Here is an 18835-nt window from a genome sequence, read left to right as displayed (position 1 = left end):
ACAGCACAAAATAAACCTTAACAATTATATAATCTATCCGCAAATACTGATCTTAAATAACGTTATGTTAATAATTTCTTCATTCTTCCGTAACCGTCCAAAGTTACCTTTGTTTACCGACTGGTCCTGAAATTGTGTTAAAATCCGCTTAATCCAAAATATCAGGAGCCAGAGCTTTTCTGAAATTTTTTTACCCATAATTTCTATTTCCTGCTACTGCAGGTATAGAACAATTAATATCATAAGGATCGGATACCGGCGTAAATCCGGGATAGCGGTTTAAAGTTTTTTAAAGTCGGTTTTAACAAAAAAATCATGAAAATAAAACTGCTTTTTTTGACAATATTAACTGCATATTTATCGGGTTATGCACAGGAAAATAAAACAAAAAATGTTGTCCTGATCTCTATTGACGGGTATCGCTGGCAGGAAATTTTTCAGGGGGCGGATTCTGCTTTGTTATTTAACAAAAAATTTTGCAGCCAGAATACTACTTCTTTAACGCGTAAATACTGGGCATCGTCCCGGCAGGAGAGAAGGCAGAAACTCATGCCCTTTTTCTGGAATACCATTGCCGGGGAAGGGCAGCTTTATGGTAACAGGAATTATGATAACCTTGTGAATGTAAAGAACAGGTACCGGTTTTCTTATCCCGGCCGGAGTGAAACACTTTGCGGATATTACGATCCTGACATTAACAGCAACCAATATCCCGTCAACCCTAACGAAAACGTCCTGGAATTTTTAAACCAACAACCCGGGTTTGAGGGCAAGGTCGTTACATTTGCTTCCTGGGATGCGGTAGCAAGGATCATAAACCGGGACCGAAACAAAATGCTCGTAAACATTCCCGGTGAAGAAATAGAAGGGCAGGGATTATCGGAAACACAGATATTGTCCAATGAGCTGCAGCAATATCTGCCCGAGCATTTTGGTTCGGGAATCCGGTTTGACCTGCACACTTACGCCCAGGCCAAGTCTTATCTGCAAGTCAATCATCCGAGGGTAATTCACATTGATTTTGCCGATCCGGATAATTTTGGGCACGCAGGCCAGTATGATTCTTTTCTCGATGCGGCTCACTATCTGGACGCCATGATCGGTAATTTGTGGAATGGCATGCAGCAGGACGAATTTTATAAGGATAACACTACATTTCTGATTTTTCCGGACCATGGGCGCGGAACTAATAAAAACTGGACAGACCATGGTTTTTTTGCGCCTGCTTCCAGCCAGACCTGGCTTGCAGTAATGGGCCCGGATACGCCGGCTGATGGCGAGGTGAAAAGTAAAATGCAGTTGTATCAGGATCAGTTTGCCCAAACAACTGCCAATCTTCTTGGGTTTCAGTTTACGGCCAATCATCCCGTGGCAGAACCTGTAAAATCTGTGGTGGGCACGCAGATACTACACAATCAAACTGAAAAGGAATCCAGATAAGTCCGGGAATCTGTATTGCGGTTTCACTGGTACGCGGATCATTTAGTCACTTACTGTATTTGAAAAGGCCGGAATATCTTCTGGCAGGTAAAAATATTTTTCTATTATAATTTAGGGTAAGTGCCCGGCATGTTGTCTTGATTTTGAACAACAAAGCCAGGCACTTATTTTTGTGGTAATAGAAACAAATTTTGTAATGAACGCAGGTTATACGGAAGGGCAATTTCTAAATAAGGATTGGGAGGAGGAATTTGAAAAGGTTTTCAAAAAACATTTCAAAAGCCTGCATGCATACGCCTGCACAATAGTACATGATGAAGTGATGGCGGAGGAAATGGTACAAAATGTGTTTTGCAGGTTATGGGAAAAATCAGACCAGATCCAGATCCGGGAGTCGGTAAGCGGTTATCTGTACCGTTCGGTTTATCACGAAAGCCTGAACTATCTTAAGCATTTAAAAGTAAGGGATGCGTATCAGACATACGCAATACATCAGGTGGAAAATACAAATAACACAACGCATAACCTTGAATTGCGGGAACTGGAAGAACGATTGCAAATTGCTCTGAAAGAACTTCCTGAAAAATGCCGTACTATATTTCAGCTGAGCCGGTTTGAGGAAATGAAATACCAGGAAATAGCGGATGAACTGCAACTGTCTGTGAAAACGATTGAAAACCAAATGGGAAAAGCTTTGCGGTTGCTGCGCGTAAAACTGGCGGATTTTTTGCCTGCTTCGTTAATAATTATTTTTTCTCAGCTAATTTAAGTAATGATCATGGAAATGGATTCAAACGATATGGGGGATGATCTGCTGGTGAAATATATGCTGGGAGAAGCATCTGAAACAGAGGCAGGCCGGGTAAATGAATGGTTGCAGGAAGGAAAAGAAAACCAGCATTATTTTTCGCATTTTAAATTGATCTGGGCACAGAGTATGGAACTTGCCCCGCACAGCACAGTTAATGAACATGAGGCGTGGAAGCGGTTTAAGGCAAAGGTGGAAAATGACGTACCTGTGGTTTCTTTAAATTCACGGCCATGGTATTCGGGATTTTTAAGGATAGCGGCAATATTGTTTTTTGTCGCCGGGGCTGGCTGGCTCTTATTTCTGTCATTCCAAAATAATGGCTCACAGCTTGTTACGGTTAAGACAGGTTCGCATACCTTAACGGATACTCTGCCAGACGGATCCATTGTTATCCTGAACAAAAGGTCGTCCATTACTTATCCTGAAAAATTTACAGCAGCCGGTACAAGGCAAATCACACTCAATGGCGAGGCTTTTTTTCAGGTGGAACCGGATAAAAGCAAACCGTTTGTAATAAGTGTCAGCGATGTAACGGTAACAGTCGTAGGAACTTCCTTCAACATAAAAAGCAATGTTAAAAAAACGGAAGTAATCGTTGAAACGGGTTTGGTAGAAGTAGAAAAGGCGGATCAGAAAGTAAAGGTTAGTCCCAGTGAAAGCCTGACAGTGTTAAAAGGAAAACCTGAACTGATCAAGCAAAAAAACAAAGAAGAATTTTATGATTATTACAGAACAAAGAAATTTGTATGCAATAATACGCCGCTATGGAAATTGGTGGAAACGCTGAATGAGGCTTATCAGGCGAATATTGTAATAGAAGATGAAAATCTGCGTAACAAGCTGCTCAATACTACTTTCGATGAACAGTCGCTGCCGGAAATACTAAGGATTATTGGTGTAACATTTGATATTAAAGTAGAACAGAAGGAAGATAAAATCATATTGAAATAGCGCTTATCTTTCGGAATGAATGACATTTTTACTTTACTGAAAGTAAGCATATTAACAGTTATAATCTCTACGGGTTGTACTGTCAATTGTCATGCCCAGAAATTACTGAACAAACAGATTTCAATTGCTGCAAACCGCCAGCCCGTTTCCGAAGTCCTGAAAACTATCAGCAGCCAGGGAGGTTTTTACTTCTCCTACGGAGGCGATGTTGTTCCCGCCGACAGCCTGGTAACCATTACCATTGACAATAAACCGGTGAGGGAAATACTGGATGTTTTATTAACCGGACAATTCCAGTACAAGGAAACTGGGAATTATATTATTATTCAAAGAGCCCGGCAGGAAAAATCCGTTTACATCAGCGGAAAAATCCTGGATGCTGAAACCGGAAAGGAAGTGGACTATGCCAGTATATATTCCAGAACTTTTCTTGTATCAGCGCTTTCTGATGATCATGGCAGTTTCAGGGTAAAACTAAAAGAAAGGCCATTTCCGGTTACTTTATCGGTTAGCAAAGTTGGTTATGCAGATACTTCCATGGTAATCCAATCCGAACTTCAAAAGGATTTAAATATTGTTATAACACCCCGTGCCATAGATCTGGACGAAGTTCTGGTCGTTGATTACGGAGGTGACAGGACCTGGCTGGCCAGGCTGTTTGTATCGTCACGGCTGCGGCGGCAAAGCAGGAATATTGGCAGGTTCTTTGTGTCGTTACCTTATCAGGCCTCACTAACGCCCGGCCTGGGTACGCATGGAAAAATGAGCTCCCAGGTAATTAATAAGTTTTCCCTGAACCTGTTAGGTGGTTATACCGGCGGGGTTCAGGGTGTCGAAATTGCCGGAGGGTTTAATATTTCCAAAAATGAGGTCAGTTTTTTACAGATAGCCGGCGTTTTTAATATTGTTTCCAAGAGTGCCGCGGGTGTACAGACTGCCGGCTTATATAATCATGTGCTGGACTCTTTAACCGGTGTTCAGGTGGCGGGTTTTGGGAATGTTGCCGGCAAATACGTAAGTGGGGTACAGGCAGCCGGGTTTTTTAATAAAGCACTTTCAGTTAAGGGAGTCCAGGTTGCAGGTGCATTTAATGTAGTACGAAATGGCCTTTCCGGCTTACAGGTTTCAGGTCTTGGAAACATTGGTAAAAAAGAGGTAAAAGGCCTTCAGCTGGCACCATTTAATTATGCAGGAAATCTGAAAGGTACACAGATCGGAATTGTAAACATTGCAGACAGCACTTCCGGATACAGCATTGGCATCATTAATATTATTAAGCACGGTAAATCTGAAATTTCGGTTTACTCCAATGAAATTGTACCGTTCAACGTAGTCTGGAAAACGGGTAATCAAAGAATTTATACAATTCTTCTTGCCGGATCTTCTGTTAACCCAAACAAAAAAGCTTACGTATTTGGAATTGGTGTGGGTAAAGAATTTCGGCTTAACAACAGATTGAAATTCATTACAGAAATAACCAATCAAAATGTTTACGCCGGAAATTGGGAAAACGCTCCCGTTTTATACCGCCTGCAGACTGCACTGGGTTTAAAATTGAGTAAACGGCTGTTACTGTCCGCGGGGCCTTCTTTTACAATAATGACCCCCAGGAAATCCGAAGTACAAAAAGATTATCAGACATTTCCTCCCAAAAGTTATGGAGGCTTTGCAATCGGTGAAAAAGCGAGTTCCTGGCTTGGCTGGCAAGCAGGTCTGAGCTGGCAATATGGCCATTTTCTTTAGCAGCCAATTTTGTTTTTTTATAAAAAAATCCTGAAAAAAAAAGGGTAACCCCGCAGGAGATTGTCGGTACTGCACATACAGCAAACAGCTGAGTTGTAGGCCTGCAATTTTTTTGTTTTTGCCGTATGTGTTTGAATCATAGTTATTTTAAACACAAACAGAAATGAAAAATCTATCAATTACAAGGAAATTTACCTGCGCCATTTTTTTGCTGATTACTTCTTTTAATTCTTTTGCACAAACCGATACCATCCGTCCCGTTCATATTGGGTTAACCTATCCGGTAAGCTCAAACGGTTTAAAAGCAGCTCAGTATACCAACCGGTTTTCCTTACATGCCATTGCTGGTTTGTCAAAAAATGAAACTGCGTTAACCATAGCAGGTGCTGCCAATATTATTAAACAGGATGCCCGCGGAGTACAGATTGCAGGTTTACTGAATGCGATCGGAAATTCTGCAAGCGGGACACAAATAGCGGGATTTGCCAATATTATCAGAAAAGATGCTTCCGGAGCGCAGATAGCGGGTTTCTTAAATCTGTCGGGCAGTTCAGAAGCAGTGCAGGTTGCCGGATTCAGTAATATTACCGGAAATTCGAAAGGATTGCAGGTAGCGGGTTTTCTTAACAAAAGCAAAAATGCAAATGCGCAGGTTGCCGGTTTTATGAATATTGCTAAAAATGTCAAAGGTGTTCAGGTCGCCGGTTTTATGAATATTGCTGACAGCAGCGATTATCCTGTTGCCCTGATCAATTTCATTAAAAACGGCGAAAAATCGGTTGGGATATCTGTTGACGAATCCCTTACAAGTATTACAACTTTTCGTTCGGGAGGCAGGGTTTTGTACGGAATTGTAGGCGTTGGTTACAATTTTAATGATGGTGATAAATCATTTTATGCACTGGAAGCGGGACTTGGTGCACATATTCCCGTTGTCCGCAATTTCCGTGTCAATGCAGAAATAGTAAACCAGACACTTTCAGATTTTAAAAAGGGAGATTATCTCAAAAATACGATCAGGATTTTACCTGCTTGCCGGCTTGGAAACCGGCTGGAAATTTTTGCAGGGCCTACCGTCAATTATGTGCGTTATTCGCAGGATAAAGGATTCGATTTTATCGACGATTACATCTGGTCAAAAAATGGATCGCGTAATTTCCAGGGAATATTTGTTGGATTTAATGCAGGGATCCAGGTTAAAATTTAAATCAGGTATTGTACAAGGGTTTCGTGTAAGAAATGGTACTTGGATAAGCCAGGCCAATTCATGAAAAACTATCACTGATCATTTCCAAATAAACTTCGTTATTGGATTTCTTAAAAACAACTTCCCTGCATTGGTTAAAGTGAATGAAGGCTTTTAAAGCCTGGACGAACTTTTCAATAATTATTGGCTCAATATCAACCTGTTCAAAATGGATGTTATGGACGATCAGCATTTTTAGTTTGCGGTCGGCTTTGGCATCCATTCTTGCGATAAAGAGTTCTCCTGCGAGTATGGGCAGCGAAAAGTAACCGTACTGGCGTTTCGGTGCGGGCACGAAGCATTCTATCTGGTAATCAAAATTGAAGAAATCCTTCAACCGGTGACGAAAGACATTCAGTATGTCAAAGGGAGAGAGGATGAAGACTTCACTGGATATTTCCAGGTTCAATTCCTGATCAGGGAGTAGATACAGCGGACCTTTCAGGCCTTCGACGATTACCGTTTTTACTTCGCCGTTTTGCGCCATTTTTTCAAGTTCTTTTTTTACCAGGTTACCTTTTACATACCGGGCGCGCCAGGCAATTTCTTTTACGGAGGCCAAACCAAGCGCACCTAAAGTGCGGCGAACGACAAAACGGGCGTATTCTTCATCTGTTGGCGTGGTCATGTCAGTTTCCTGTGGAACCAGGTCCAGCGGCAGGTGATAGACTTTCTGGAAGCCTTTGGTGCGGCGGATCATCAGCTCACCGTTAAGGTAAAGTCTTTCGAGCGCAACTTTGGCAGGCCGCCAATCCCACCAGCCGGAACTGGCTTCCACACGGTCATTCTCAAAATCCCCGATCATAAGCGCCTCCTCCCGTTCTACCCGGTCCAGGATCTGTTCCATTAAATTGATTTCCGGTTTTGTGAGCGGTTGGCGCTGCGTTTTGAAAGCCTTTTTTACCGGCAGTGTAAAGCGGAAGTCGTGCATGGGAATATAGCCTGCATCCGAAGTAAAGTATTCAAAAATGTGGCCGTCTTCACAAAGTTCCGACAGCCATTGTGTTTCATAGTCCGGAACGCGCGCGGCGAAAACGTGGTGATGGGCACGCTCCACAACGTAATTGGTATCCAGCTGTACAAAACCCAAATGGTCGATCACCCTATATACAGCCTCAATTCCGGTCCCGAACTGTGCTCTGCAGGCTAGTCCGGCCGCGTGAAGAATAATTTTACGTGCCTGTGATTTGCTAAGAATAATAGATTCCATGAAGCCAAGATAAATAATATCCTCGTTAATGTGCAATTAGCAATGTGGCAGAATTATCTGTTTATTGCCCTGGTCCGTTATTGAATATTGCTATATCTCATTGATTATCAGTACTGGAATTGCAGCTAAAAAAAATAGCCGGAAGATTTTTCTTCCGGCTATTTCTGGTATTGCTCAGCTTTTCTCAGGTCTGCACCTATGCATTCTGTAACTGCATCAGTTTCACTTCGTTAATTTACCCAATCCGGGTTTTGCTTAAGTATACCGTCCGAATTATCTATTTCTATTTGCGGTAAAGGCTGGTAATAGTTTTTTGGCCTTACCCATTTCATCCTTCCCAAATCGGCAGGGATCATTTTTGCAGGCTGCACCAGAAAAGTCTGAAGATCATAAATACCCGCTTTATCCCAACGCAAAAGGTTCTGGTACCTGAAATTTTCGCCAGCCAGTTCTACCCTGGTTTCGTGGATCAGCGCTTTGATATCGGCCTTGGTTACCGCAGTAAGACCTGCTCTTTTACGTACAGCATTGATCTCGGCATCTCCGGCTCCTGCACCATTCAGGCGAATTTTAGCCTCTGCCACCAAAAGATAGGTTTCCGCAGCCCTTAGGAAAGGAATATTAAGCCCATGGTTAAATGTTTCCGGCGTAACCCAATCCATATATTTGAAATAACTATGGCCGGTGTTGGAAAGACCTGGTATGTGCACAACGATAGCACCTGCCTGACTAACAGATTCTCCGTCTGAAACGATGGTCGTTTTCTTGCGTTTATCACCGGTTTCAAACTCATTTACCAGATCAGTATGTGGCTCATTAAAGCCATACATACCCCAGGGACGCGGGCCGCGGTGTTTTGAAAGCAGTTCCTGGTTGATCCACGACATGTCATTCATCATCAGAAAGAGATTTTCCGGGAGGTCCTGGTTTCCGGTCCTGAAAAGTGTCAGGTAATCAGCGGCAAGCGGGTAGTTGTCAATCACGTTTTTCCCGGAAAGTATAGCTTTGTTCAAATTATCGCTATCTGCGTACTCCTTCGCCAAATGCATATAAACTGAGGTCATGACTGCCCATGCCGCACCTTTTCCTACGCTGCCCGAAACGTTGTGTAACGGAAGGAGTCCTACGGCTGTGTTGAGGTCTTCCAATATAAATTGAGCCAAAATTTCCGGCGACTCGCACTTAGGCTGATTGTATTCGTTATTCAAAACATTTTCTTCCTTGATGATAGGAACCTGGCCGTGAATAAGAAACAACCTGTAATACGCATAAGCCCGCAGGAAGTAGGCCTGTCCCATGATGGAATTATACGATTCGTCGCTTATTGCTCCTGCTGCCTTTACTTTTGGCCCGTTGATAATAACCCCGTTGGCCCTGCTGATCACCTCATATTTATACTGGTAGGTATCTTTTATTTTAGTGTTGGACGGAACTGTATTATAGGTTTCGATTTCTTCATCCTCCGCATGATCGCCGGCTCTCCAGTGGTCATCACTCTGGTTATCGAAAAACAGGTCGTCCATTCCTAATGCCCGCGTGGCCCATGGCCCATATACGCCTGCAATCGCATCACGCATATCCGCTTCGGTCTGCCAGTAATCTTCATCTGTACGGCTACCCACCAAATTTTGATCGAGAATACTATCACAGGAAAAAAACAGTAGCCCGAATACTACTAATACTGTATATTTTTTCATTTTAAGTAAGGCTATATTGTTTTAAAATGTGATATCTAACCCAAGTACAAGGCTCTTGGACTGAGGCGTGTTGTTCAGAATTACACCACGGTTCAGGTTGTCGCTTCCACTTTCTTCCGGATCAACACCATCGAATTTTGTAAAAGTCAGGAGGTTACGGCCTGACAAATAAACTCTCAGGCGGGAAATGCCAATCGCTTTCGAAGCAGATTCAGGTACCGAATATCCCAGAGTTGCATCCTTCATTCTCACGTAATCCCCGCTTTTTATGCCCAGCTCCGAAACCCGGTAGTTGTTATTGGCACGAATGGTAGACATCCTTGGATATTTGTTTGTTGAACCTTCTCCTGTCCACCTTTCATAAGATACTGCGTCCATATTGCCGCTCTGTGTCGGGTCTATACCACGCACCATCATGGCATCATAAAGCTGATGACCCAAAGAGCCGCTGAATACCGTAGAAAGGTTGAAACCCTTGTAAGTAACTCCCAAATTGAAGCCCAGAAGCACTTTTGGATTAGGATTTCCGATTTTCACCCTGTCTTTATCATCAACCATATTATCCCCATTGATGTCTACAAACCGCACATCTCCAGGTGTGATATACACTTTGCGAGGATCTTTCGATATGTTGGGATCGCTTTCTACTGCTGCCTGGTTCTGGTATATTCCGTCCGTTTTCCAGCCGTAGAATGTGCCGACAGCCTGACCCTGATAGGTTCTGTTGTATTCGTTTGACGAAATATACTTGGCTTCTCCGTAAAGTTGGGTAACCTCGTTTTGCAGGTAAGTCAGGTTCAGGCCAAGGTCAAAATTAACTTTACCAATCTGACCGTTGTAGGATGGCTCAATTTCAAATCCGTAATTGCGCATTTCACCAGCATTGAAATCGGGAATAGATACAGTGCCGGAAGCCAGAAGGCTTGGAAGCGGTATCAGCATATTTTTGGTTCTTTTATCAAAGTATGCAACGTCCATATTCAGTTTGTTGTTGAACAGGCCTAGTTCCAGAAGCACATTAAGCGAACTTGTTGTTTCCCAGGTAATATTGGTATTCGCAAACGAAGCCAATCTGGTTCCCGTCAAATTTGTACCTCCAAGCACGTACTTAACATCCTTTTGGTATACGTTCAAATACTGGAACGCATCCACATTCTGATTCCCGAGTTGTCCCCAGCCGACATTCAGCTTCATATTGGATATTGTGGTATTGCCCGCCAGGAAACTTTCGTTTGAAATACGCCATCCCGCCGAAACAGAAGGAAAATATCCCCACCTGTTGCCATCTGCAAATCTTGACGAACCATCAGCCCTGAAAATACCGGAGAAATAGTATTTGTCTTTATAACCATACGTACCGCGAAAAAAGGCAGAGGCAATTCCCGTAGTTGGGTATTCACTGCCTTCCACTCTTGTCGTTGCCGCATTATTCATGACAAGCTGGCTCTCGATGGTTGAGGCAAATCCCTGACCGATCATTCTATTATAATTGCCTTCGTCTATCTGGCCGGAAATACCGAAAGTCGCTCCTATGTGATGATCGCCAATCGTTTTGTCATAATTAGCAAATACCTCCCCTAATTTTGTTGTGGATGCGGTATTTGCTGATATGAGGGTTGGGGCGGATTCACTTCTTGACTGATCAGGCGTAATGTTTTGGAACCTGTTATCTCCCGCTGTTGTCCGCTGATAGGATGCTCTTGCACTCAGAGTCAGTGACTTGGTTACATCAAAATCCAGCTTTGTGGTAATGATGGTCCTGATCTCATTGGTGCGCCACCATTCTTCCTTCGCCTTGTATACAGGGTTCCACATGTCACCAAATTGAGTACTGGCTTTGCCTGAACCATAACTGCCATCGTCATTCTTAACGGGTATAGAAGGCATAAACCGGTAAGCCGAGTATATCGTCGTAGACGTTCCTTCACCCAGATCATCCTGCAGGATCAGGTTTTTTTTGCTTGATATCCTTACATTCTCTTCAATCCTCAGGCGATCCGATATTTTCTGGGTGCTTCTAAGTGACATACCCAGGCGCTTCATATTGGTGGTCAGGAGCGTACCCTCTTCGTCTCTGTAAAAAATACTGGCATTAATGGTTGAATTCTCAGAGCCGCCGCCAATGTTCACATTGTAATCAGTGAATAATCCGGTGCGAAACATTTCATTCTGCCAATCCGCACGGGTCTTGTTATACTTTTCATCTGCCCACGGAGAATTAGGATCTATAGGGAGACCATCCATCACATACCGCTCACGTTTAAGTTCATAGAGCTTCTCTGCATTCAGTACCGGGTACTTTTTGATAAGCTTGTTGAATCCTACCGAGGTATTTAACCGTACCGTTGTTTTCTGATTGAACCCCGATTTTTTTGAAGTGACCAATACCACACCGTTCGCCGCACGTGTACCATAAATTGCGCCTGATGCCGCATCTTTTAATATTTCAATAGATTCTATTTCAGCCGGTGCAAGTTGTCCTAATATATCTGCACTTACCGGTACGCCGTCCAGCACGATAAGTGGCTGGGTATTGTTAATTGTACCAACACCCCGGATCCTGATACTCGGAGTCTTTCCCGGAAGTCCGGATGAAACGATCTCAACACCTGACGCCCTGCCTTGCAACGATAACGCAACGTTTGATGCTATAGTCGTCTGGATATCTTTGCCATCTATTTTTGCAATAGAGGAGGTTATTTCACTCTTTTTCTGAGTACCATACCCAACTACCACAACACCTCCCAACATGGTGGCATCAGCGATCAGAGTAACTTTTAACTTACTTCCATCCTTGATGCTTATTTCCTGGGTCGTCGTTCCTATAAACGATATTACCAGTATATCGCCTATTTCTGCCTGAATTGAAAAATTTCCATCAGCATCAGTCACTACACCTTTTGAAGTACCTTTTAAAACAATACTGGCTCCCGGAAGCGGGGCATTTGTATGGTCAACCACAGTTCCGGAGATGGCCGCGAGTACAGCTTCCGGCGAATGCATAATTCCTGAAACGGGGGAGCCTGCTCAGAAGGGAAAGGCTGGCCAGCGTACAGAAAATCAGAAAAAACGATCGTATTCCAGACTTCAATTTTTGCTTGTTAGTAAATCTCATAAACATTTTTCATACGGTTTTAGAGGGTTTAAATTTTGAGTAAAAAACGCAATGGGTGTTTGCATGACTATTCTGTGGGTTTAGAGATAGATTAGTATATAACTGTTTGTATTAGAGGAAAATCGGGAGATTTACATAACTACTCTATTTTAAAAATAAAGTACTATAAAAATTTATGTAAATAATTCAAATAAATTCTATTTTCCTCTCAGAAAACATGTAGGCCATGGCCTTTAATTTGCTTATTTACAGGTAGGTATGCCGGTATTGTGCGTGCGCTGTTTTCATAAACTTTCATTCTTATAAATTATGCCATCTTTCATAACAAAAGATACCTTTTCCATCCGGCTGATATCTTCCAGCGGATCGCCGTCAACGGCCACAATATCAGCAAGTTTTCCCTTTTCGATAACACCCAGAATATCAGACACACCCAGTAGTTCGGCACCACTTACGGTAGCAGAGCGGATCGCTTCCATTGCCGGCATACCTGCTTCCACCATGTATACAAACTCTTTCCAGTTTTTGCCGTGCATAAAAACACCGGCGTCGGTACCAAATGCTATTTTAACGCCTGCCTTATACGCTTTGGCAAAAGTGGCCTGTATTAATGGCCCCGTGGCAAGCGCTTTCGGTGTCACAATCGGAGAGTAGTAACCCGGTATTTTGGCCGAATCCGCAGTTGACCTTCCTGCAATAATGGTCGGAACGTGAAATGTGCCGTATTTCTTAAAAAGTGTAATCGCTTCATCATCCATAAAAGTACCGTGTTCAATAGACGACACACCGGCCCGGATCGCCCGCTTCATTCCTTCGGCGCCGTGCGCGTGGGCAGCCACTTTGAAGCCATAATCCTTCGCCGTTTCCACAATTGCCCTGATCTCTTCTTCCGTAAATTGTGCACCTGCCCCATCTTTAGCCTGACTTAAAACGCCACCCGTTGCCGTTATTTTGATCAGATCTGAGCCATCTTTATAACGCTGGCGTACGGCTTTTCTCGCATCGACCACACCATTTACCACACCTTCATTCGGCCCGGGATCTCCCATCAGGTCCATTCTGTAACCATTCGTCGGATCCGCATGACCGCCTGTGGTTGCAAGCGCAGTACCCGCAGTATAAATTCTAGGCCCATTAAGCAGACCATTATTAACAGCATTCCGTAGCGAAATAACGATACCCCATCCGCCACCCAGATCCCGAACGGTCGTAAACCCGGACATCAACGTGACATTGGCATATTTGACCGATTCAAAAGCAACGTCCGCAGGATTTTTAATGAACTCGTTTACGAAGTCACCCTTTTTACTTTCACCGATCAAATGAACATGCATATCCATCAACCCGGGCATTACAGTCTTATTTTTCAGATCAACCACCTTACCACCAGCTCCCGCCGCTGCATAACCGCTCTGAACGTCTGTGATTTTATTACCGGTAACAAAGACGGACACGCCGCTTAAAACTTTTCGGTTTTGTACATCGATTAGCTTTCCGCAATGGAGGATTGTTTGCTGTGCTTGGGTTGTGAGGTAGGTGAGTAGGAGGAAGGGGAGGAGTAGTTTTTTCATTTTTTTTGGTTGAGTTGGTTTTGGGTGAATGATCTGAAATTAATGTTTAAAATACATCGAGAATAGCATTTTAAACCTCTGTATTAACAAGATCGGTATTTTTTTGGATTGGCGAAAGGATTAGTTTTTATATGGGTATGAGTGAAAAAAAATCCTGGACAGGCCTATAAAATACTATTCTCAAAACGCAATGGGGAAAAAGACGTTTCTTTTTGCTTATTAACAAAATATGCCAGGCTTTTTGAACGATTCACCCTATGAGAAAATTTCACTTTTCCTTTGTCTTATTGCTGTTTGGTTGCTTTGCTTCGGCCCAAAGTGTGAAACCTTGCAAGCCCTGCGCGGAATTAATAAACCTTCAGCTTCCGGATGTTACGATTTTAGTCGCTGAGGCAAATGCTGGTGATACAATTAAAAATCCAAATGAACCATGGCGAGGAACTATTGTCATAAAAAAGCCTTTTTGTCGCATATTAGGCAGGATAAGCCGGGAAATCAATTTTGAGATTTTGTTACCTGAAGAAAGCAATACCCGTTTTCTGATGTCGGGGGGAGGCGGTTTTGTGGGTAGCATTCAAAACGATTTTAAGTCCAAAGTAGATGAGGGATTTGCCACTGCGGGCACTGACACGGGTCACGAAGGGGGCGACGATGCCAAATGGGCGTACAACAACATGGAGCGACAGCTCAACTTCGGGCGGCTTGCCATACATCGTACCGCCGTGGTTTCGAAAGCCATTATGCAAAATTATTATTGTGCAGCCCCTTCCAAATCATATTTTGTTGGATGTTCGCGCGGGGGCGGACAGGCGATGGTTGAGGCGCAGTATTATCCTGAAGATTTTGACGGGATTGTGGCCGGTGCACCTGCTTTTGCATGGCCGGCAACCGCTGCGAAATTTTTGGAGCACAGTCAATACAATTATCCAAATCCAAAAGAGCTGAGGCCGGTTATCACAAAAGATAATCTTAAACTTCTACAGAATGAAGTTCTCAAACAATGCGACCAAATCGATGGTAACGCTGACGGAATCCTGAACAACCCCGGTAAATGCAAGTTCGATTTTTCCAAATTACCGGTTTGCGCTGACGAAAAGCCAGGAAATGCATGTCTTACAAAAGCGCAGCTCGCGGCCATCAAGTCGATTTACAGTCCATTAGTTGTAAATGGCAAACAGATTTACCCGGGTTTCCCGTTTGGCGGAGAAGCTGAAAATGGTTCCTGGGATCCCTGGATTACCGCGCCAATTTCCGCTCAGCAAAAAGAGCCCAGTCTGCATTATATGTTTTCGACTAATATTTTCAAGTATCTCATCTTCAACGATTCCACCTTTGATTATACGAAGTACAACTTCAAAAATTTTGCCACGGAAACGGCATTTGCTTCATCGTATCTGGATGCTACGAGTACCGATTACAGCGAGTTCAAAAAACGCAATGGTAAGATTATCTTTTTCCATGGCTGGAATGACGCCGCGCTTTCCGCAAACGCAACCATCGGGCATTATAACGGGATGTTGAAAACCGACAAAGACGCGCAATCCTACGCAAGGCTGTTTCTCCTTCCGGGAGTTCTGCATTGCGGCGGCGGCCCCGGTTGCGACAATGTAGACTGGGTCAGCCTGATCATCGATTGGGTAGAAAAGTCGAAGGCGCCCGATCAGATCGTTGCGTCGAAGGACGTTAGCGGGAAGGTTACTACCAAAAATATCTTTGCTTATCCGAAGGAGTAATTGATGCTACCTGCGGTTATCGTATTGTAACCATTTTTGCCTGACTGATATTAAGATGCTGGTTCTCTCCACCGTGTTCCGGGGATAGAGACTAAAAACAGAAAATCCTGGTCAATGACCGGGATTTTCTGTTTTTAACAAATTAGCAGAAAAAAACTTTGTCAGGATTATTTTTCAAAAATTTATTCAAAGTTGTCAAACTTGTATCCATATCTTTTTCCAGCATTTTCACTATGAATGGTAACATGATGTTCTATGGGTGATTTCACGGTAGGTATTATATCCCTTCTTCATGAAAATGGCAATGATCAAAAGCAAGGCAATGATGCTTGCCAATACGGATAGAATTGTGACTACGATATTCATTTTGTCTTTTTTGCAAAATTCCCATACCGATGTTACGGTTCATTTTTATTGTTCCGCAGGTTGTTCTGAGGGAAATTTTGAAATGTCCATATAGAAAATCTCCCAGGTATGTCCGTCGAAATCTTCGATAGTACGCTGTTGCATAAAACCATAATCTCTCATTTCATTTGGTTCTATGCCACCCGCTGCCAGTCCATTTGTCATTATGCTATTTACTTCATCAACACTGTCAACCGATAAAGAAAAAAGCCCTGCTAACTTTGATTTTGTGTCAGCAATAGGTTTGGTTGCAAATTGTGTAAACTTTTCGTGCGACAGGATCATTACAAAAATGTTTTCACTCCAAACCATACATTTTCCAGTCTCGTCCGAAAATTGAGGATTGTTTGTAAAGCCTAATGCAGTGTAAAAGTCTGTGGATTTTTGAAGATCCTTTACTGCCAAATTAATGAAAACTTGTTTTGCCATTTTAGTACTGAATTATAAAAGTTAATATAAAATTTTGCTTTTTGATTCTTCCGGTTTATGTCCATGTATAAGTACTACGAAACGATCTTCGGTTCAACAAACTTCAACGCCCAAACTGCCGCAAATGATGATCGGTATGCTTGTAAGCCAGTAATCCAACTTGTTCTCTGGTCATTTTACCGAAAAATGGATGTACGAAATCCGGATGTGAAATGTAGTTGTGTTCATCTATCAGCGCAAGCCATTTCTTTTTTTCGGAAGCTACATCGCATTTTTCCATCACTTTAAATTCCGGAACTGTTGGCATATTCTGCTTTACCGGGCTGTCGTCTTTTATCATGCCTGTTAATGCCATTTTTCCAAATAGTTTTCCGAGGAACGATTGCTTGTAAATGCGTTTGCCTAAAATCATTTCTTCCCATTGCACGCAATGTCTGAGCATTTGCGATACCTCCATTTTGCCCCACTTCGCCGTACAAGTTTCATCAACTTTATTAATTCTCTCAATTAATTCAGTCCTGATGGCCTCATCAAATATGGATTGCATATCACTTGTTTTTTAGAAGGTAAACGATGGAAAATCTTTTTCTCCATTGATATTGTAAAGACCATTCCATATTTTCTTTCCGGACATTTAAAAGAAAATTATTTTTAAGTTGATCAAATAATCTTCAGCCTTTCTTCTTCCAAATCAATCTGGTAGAGTTGCTGGCGGATAATTTCTTCGCTGATAGAAACGTCCTTATTCAGTTCGGCGAGATACTCCCGCTGGCTTTCGAGAAGCTGCACGAAAACAACTTTCGTCTTTTCGTTCATCCCGCTGTCATCGGCTGCTTTTGCCCTTTCTTCCCATTGTTTCAGTATTTTTTCAATGCCGGCATGGCCTTGCAGCTCATTTTCATACTTGCTTTTGAGGACTTCATAAACGTGCTGTTTTAATCCCCGTTTCATTTTTTGTCTGGTCAATTCTTCATCTTCGTCGTTAAATAATTCATCGAAGAAATGCATCCGTTTTATCAGGTAGGGAAGTGTGAGGCCCTGCACGATCAGGGTGAGCAATATCACGATGAAGGTGATAAACAATATCAGGTTCCTGTACGGGAAGTCCGCTCCATTTTCCAAAGTAACGGGTATGGCCAATGCGGCGGCCAGGGAAACCACGCCGCGCATGCCCGTCCAGCCAAGCATTAGTGGCATCATCCAGCGCCTTTTGTTTGTTGCCGCTCTCGGCGCGACGGATGGCCGGAAAATGAGGGTAGCAACCATGGCGGTATACGAACTTATGATTCTTGCCACTACCAAAATGACAGTTACCATTACGCCGTAACCAATGGCAGTAGTCAAAGGGATTCCTTTTGAACGCAGTCCATCCACAATCTCGGGGAGTTCGAGGCCGATAATGAAGAAAACAACGCCATTCAGGATAAATACAAAACTTTCCCATACACTAAAACCTCTTATTCTGCTGGCGCTGTTCAGGAAGATCAGCCGCCTTGCAGACATATACAAACCGCCGCACACAACGGCCATTACGCCTGAGCTATGTACCTGTTCAGCAACCCAGTACATTACATAAGGTTCAATGAGGGTAAGTGCAATATCTGACGGAGGGTCCGTAGGCAGCCGTTTATGCGCCTGTACAAAAATCCAGGCAAGGGCCAGTCCAATTCCGGCACCGCCAAGTACCATCCATAAAAAACTCACTGCGGCTTGCTGCCAGATAAACTGACCGGTTCCGACTGCAACCAGGGCAAACCGGAAAATGATCAGTGACGAAGCATCATTCAACAAACTTTCCCCTTCTAAAATCGCTGAGGTGGATTTCGGGATTTTTACAAAGTTCATAATAGCGCCTGTACTTACTGCGTCGGGTGGAGATACGATTCCACCCAATAAAAACCCCAGGGCAATGGTGAAACCGGGAATGAGATAACTGGTAAACAGCGCTACGGAAAGAGCCGTAAAAAACACGACAAGGAAGGCGAAACTGCCGATGATACGCCACCATTTCTTCATCTCTTTGAAAGAGATAGACCAGGCGGCTGCAAACAGTAAGGGTGGCAGAAATATGAAAAAGATCAAATCAGGGTCAATTTTTACAACCGGCAGTCCCGGTATCAGGCTGATCATTAATCCTCCGACTACCAATAGAATAGGGTAGGCGATTTTAAGTTTGACAGCCCACATGTTCAACAGCACAATGGCGGCTATCATAGCGAGCAGAAATGGTAATATCGTGTGCATTCCTAAAAGTTAATTTTGTTGATTTTGACAATGAACTGGTCGCATTCCAGCCTATCAGGATTATAGGCAAAATTGAACAAAACCCGACTCATTACCTATATGTTGACACGCCATTTGTTAATAGTTGATTTTTGCACAAGTTTACCGTAAGCTCATTGTTATTGGAACAGGACCTGCAAAGCAATGTACCTTTTAATGGGACTATAAACATATCTCCCCTAAAATGAAAAAGTACTATAA

Annotated in this window: 14 protein-coding genes; 6 read left to right on the top strand and 8 right to left on the bottom strand. The window is 43.1% G+C overall.

Features of this window, described 5'->3' with window-relative positions:
• The first annotated feature begins 315 nt into the window (after positions 1–315).
• From KZC02_RS08465 to KZC02_RS08445, 5 genes are all read left to right on the top strand, one after another.
• The gene (locus KZC02_RS08465; protein WP_221393700.1) at positions 316–1440 is read left to right on the top strand and encodes an alkaline phosphatase family protein; all 1125 of its coding nucleotides are present in this window, start codon (positions 316–318) and stop codon (positions 1438–1440) included.
• Positions 1441–1636: 196 nt separating this feature from the next.
• Positions 1637–2209: an RNA polymerase sigma-70 factor gene (locus tag KZC02_RS08460; protein WP_221393699.1), complete on the top strand. Its 573-nt coding sequence runs from the start codon at positions 1637–1639 to the stop codon at positions 2207–2209.
• A 15-nt stretch (positions 2210–2224) separates the two neighbouring features.
• On the top strand, positions 2225–3202 hold the full coding sequence (locus KZC02_RS08455) for a FecR family protein (RefSeq protein WP_229254082.1): 978 nt from the start codon (positions 2225–2227) through the stop codon (positions 3200–3202).
• Between the two features lie 15 nt (positions 3203–3217).
• Positions 3218–4945 carry an STN and carboxypeptidase regulatory-like domain-containing protein gene (locus KZC02_RS08450; RefSeq protein WP_221393697.1) on the top strand — a complete coding sequence of 576 codons (1728 nt, stop codon included), beginning with the start codon at positions 3218–3220 and terminating at the stop codon, positions 4943–4945.
• A 163-nt stretch (positions 4946–5108) separates the two neighbouring features.
• The gene (locus KZC02_RS08445) at positions 5109–6152 is read left to right on the top strand and encodes a hypothetical protein (protein ID WP_221393696.1); all 1044 of its coding nucleotides are present in this window, start codon (positions 5109–5111) and stop codon (positions 6150–6152) included.
• Between the two features lie 58 nt (positions 6153–6210).
• On the opposite strand, the gene KZC02_RS08440 is transcribed toward KZC02_RS08445, so the two are convergent.
• The 4 genes from KZC02_RS08440 to KZC02_RS08425 form a co-directional block, all read right to left on the bottom strand.
• Entirely contained in the window at positions 6211–7401 is a 1191-nt protein-coding gene (locus KZC02_RS08440; protein ID WP_221393695.1) for a winged helix-turn-helix domain-containing protein, read from the bottom strand.
• A 230-nt stretch (positions 7402–7631) separates the two neighbouring features.
• Complete coding sequence (locus KZC02_RS08435) at positions 7632–9098, bottom strand: RagB/SusD family nutrient uptake outer membrane protein (RefSeq protein ID WP_221393694.1); 1467 nt, start codon at positions 9096–9098, stop codon at positions 7632–7634.
• 21 nt (positions 9099–9119) lie between these two features.
• Positions 9120–12101: a TonB-dependent receptor gene (locus KZC02_RS08430; protein WP_221393693.1), complete on the bottom strand. Its 2982-nt coding sequence runs from the start codon at positions 12099–12101 to the stop codon at positions 9120–9122.
• Positions 12102–12497: 396 nt separating this feature from the next.
• Entirely contained in the window at positions 12498–13784 is a 1287-nt protein-coding gene (locus KZC02_RS08425) for an amidohydrolase family protein (protein ID WP_221393692.1), read from the bottom strand.
• Positions 13785–14041: 257 nt separating this feature from the next.
• Here KZC02_RS08425 and KZC02_RS08420 point away from each other — a divergent pair, with 257 nt between their 5' ends.
• On the top strand, positions 14042–15517 hold the full coding sequence (locus KZC02_RS08420; protein ID WP_221393691.1) for a tannase/feruloyl esterase family alpha/beta hydrolase: 1476 nt from the start codon (positions 14042–14044) through the stop codon (positions 15515–15517).
• Positions 15518–15794: 277 nt separating this feature from the next.
• On the opposite strand, the gene KZC02_RS32470 is transcribed toward KZC02_RS08420, so the two are convergent.
• The 4 genes from KZC02_RS32470 to KZC02_RS08405 all read right to left on the bottom strand — a co-directional run bounded on the left by KZC02_RS32470 (position 15795) and on the right by KZC02_RS08405 (position 18595).
• Positions 15795–15926, bottom strand: a complete 132-nt coding sequence (locus tag KZC02_RS32470; protein ID WP_255637318.1) for a hypothetical protein — start codon at positions 15924–15926, stop codon at positions 15795–15797.
• 2 nt (positions 15927–15928) lie between these two features.
• A complete protein-coding gene (locus tag KZC02_RS08415) occupies positions 15929–16351 on the bottom strand; it encodes a VOC family protein (protein ID WP_221393690.1) in 423 nt (140 codons plus the stop codon).
• A 103-nt stretch (positions 16352–16454) separates the two neighbouring features.
• Complete coding sequence (locus tag KZC02_RS08410) at positions 16455–16898, bottom strand: DUF1569 domain-containing protein (protein WP_221393689.1); 444 nt, start codon at positions 16896–16898, stop codon at positions 16455–16457.
• A 113-nt stretch (positions 16899–17011) separates the two neighbouring features.
• Complete coding sequence (locus tag KZC02_RS08405) at positions 17012–18595, bottom strand: Na+/H+ antiporter (protein WP_221393688.1); 1584 nt, start codon at positions 18593–18595, stop codon at positions 17012–17014.
• Positions 18596–18835 lie beyond the last annotated feature (240 nt).

It is taken from the genome of Dyadobacter sp. NIV53, assembly GCF_019711195.1.
In the GTDB taxonomy this organism is placed as follows: domain Bacteria; phylum Bacteroidota; class Bacteroidia; order Cytophagales; family Spirosomataceae; genus Dyadobacter.
This window is presented reverse-complemented; position numbering and strand designations above follow the sequence as displayed.

Coding starts and splice junctions, on each gene's coding strand:
- KZC02_RS08465 (WP_221393700.1), top strand. CDS start 316: ATGAAAATAAAACTGCTTTTTTTGACAATATTAACTGCATATTTATCG.
- KZC02_RS08460 (WP_221393699.1), top strand. CDS start 1,637: ATGAACGCAGGTTATACGGAAGGGCAATTTCTAAATAAGGATTGGGAG.
- KZC02_RS08455 (WP_229254082.1), top strand. CDS start 2,225: ATGGATTCAAACGATATGGGGGATGATCTGCTGGTGAAATATATGCTG.
- KZC02_RS08450 (WP_221393697.1), top strand. CDS start 3,218: ATGAATGACATTTTTACTTTACTGAAAGTAAGCATATTAACAGTTATA.
- KZC02_RS08445 (WP_221393696.1), top strand. CDS start 5,109: ATGAAAAATCTATCAATTACAAGGAAATTTACCTGCGCCATTTTTTTG.
- KZC02_RS08440 (WP_221393695.1), bottom strand. CDS start 7,401: ATGGAATCTATTATTCTTAGCAAATCACAGGCACGTAAAATTATTCTT.
- KZC02_RS08435 (WP_221393694.1), bottom strand. CDS start 9,098: ATGAAAAAATATACAGTATTAGTAGTATTCGGGCTACTGTTTTTTTCC.
- KZC02_RS08430 (WP_221393693.1), bottom strand. CDS start 12,101: ATGCATTCGCCGGAAGCTGTACTCGCGGCCATCTCCGGAACTGTGGTT.
- KZC02_RS08425 (WP_221393692.1), bottom strand. CDS start 13,784: ATGAAAAAACTACTCCTCCCCTTCCTCCTACTCACCTACCTCACAACC.
- KZC02_RS08420 (WP_221393691.1), top strand. CDS start 14,042: ATGAGAAAATTTCACTTTTCCTTTGTCTTATTGCTGTTTGGTTGCTTT.
- KZC02_RS32470 (WP_255637318.1), bottom strand. CDS start 15,926: ATGAACCGTAACATCGGTATGGGAATTTTGCAAAAAAGACAAAATGAA.
- KZC02_RS08415 (WP_221393690.1), bottom strand. CDS start 16,351: ATGGCAAAACAAGTTTTCATTAATTTGGCAGTAAAGGATCTTCAAAAA.
- KZC02_RS08410 (WP_221393689.1), bottom strand. CDS start 16,898: ATGCAATCCATATTTGATGAGGCCATCAGGACTGAATTAATTGAGAGA.
- KZC02_RS08405 (WP_221393688.1), bottom strand. CDS start 18,595: ATGCACACGATATTACCATTTCTGCTCGCTATGATAGCCGCCATTGTG.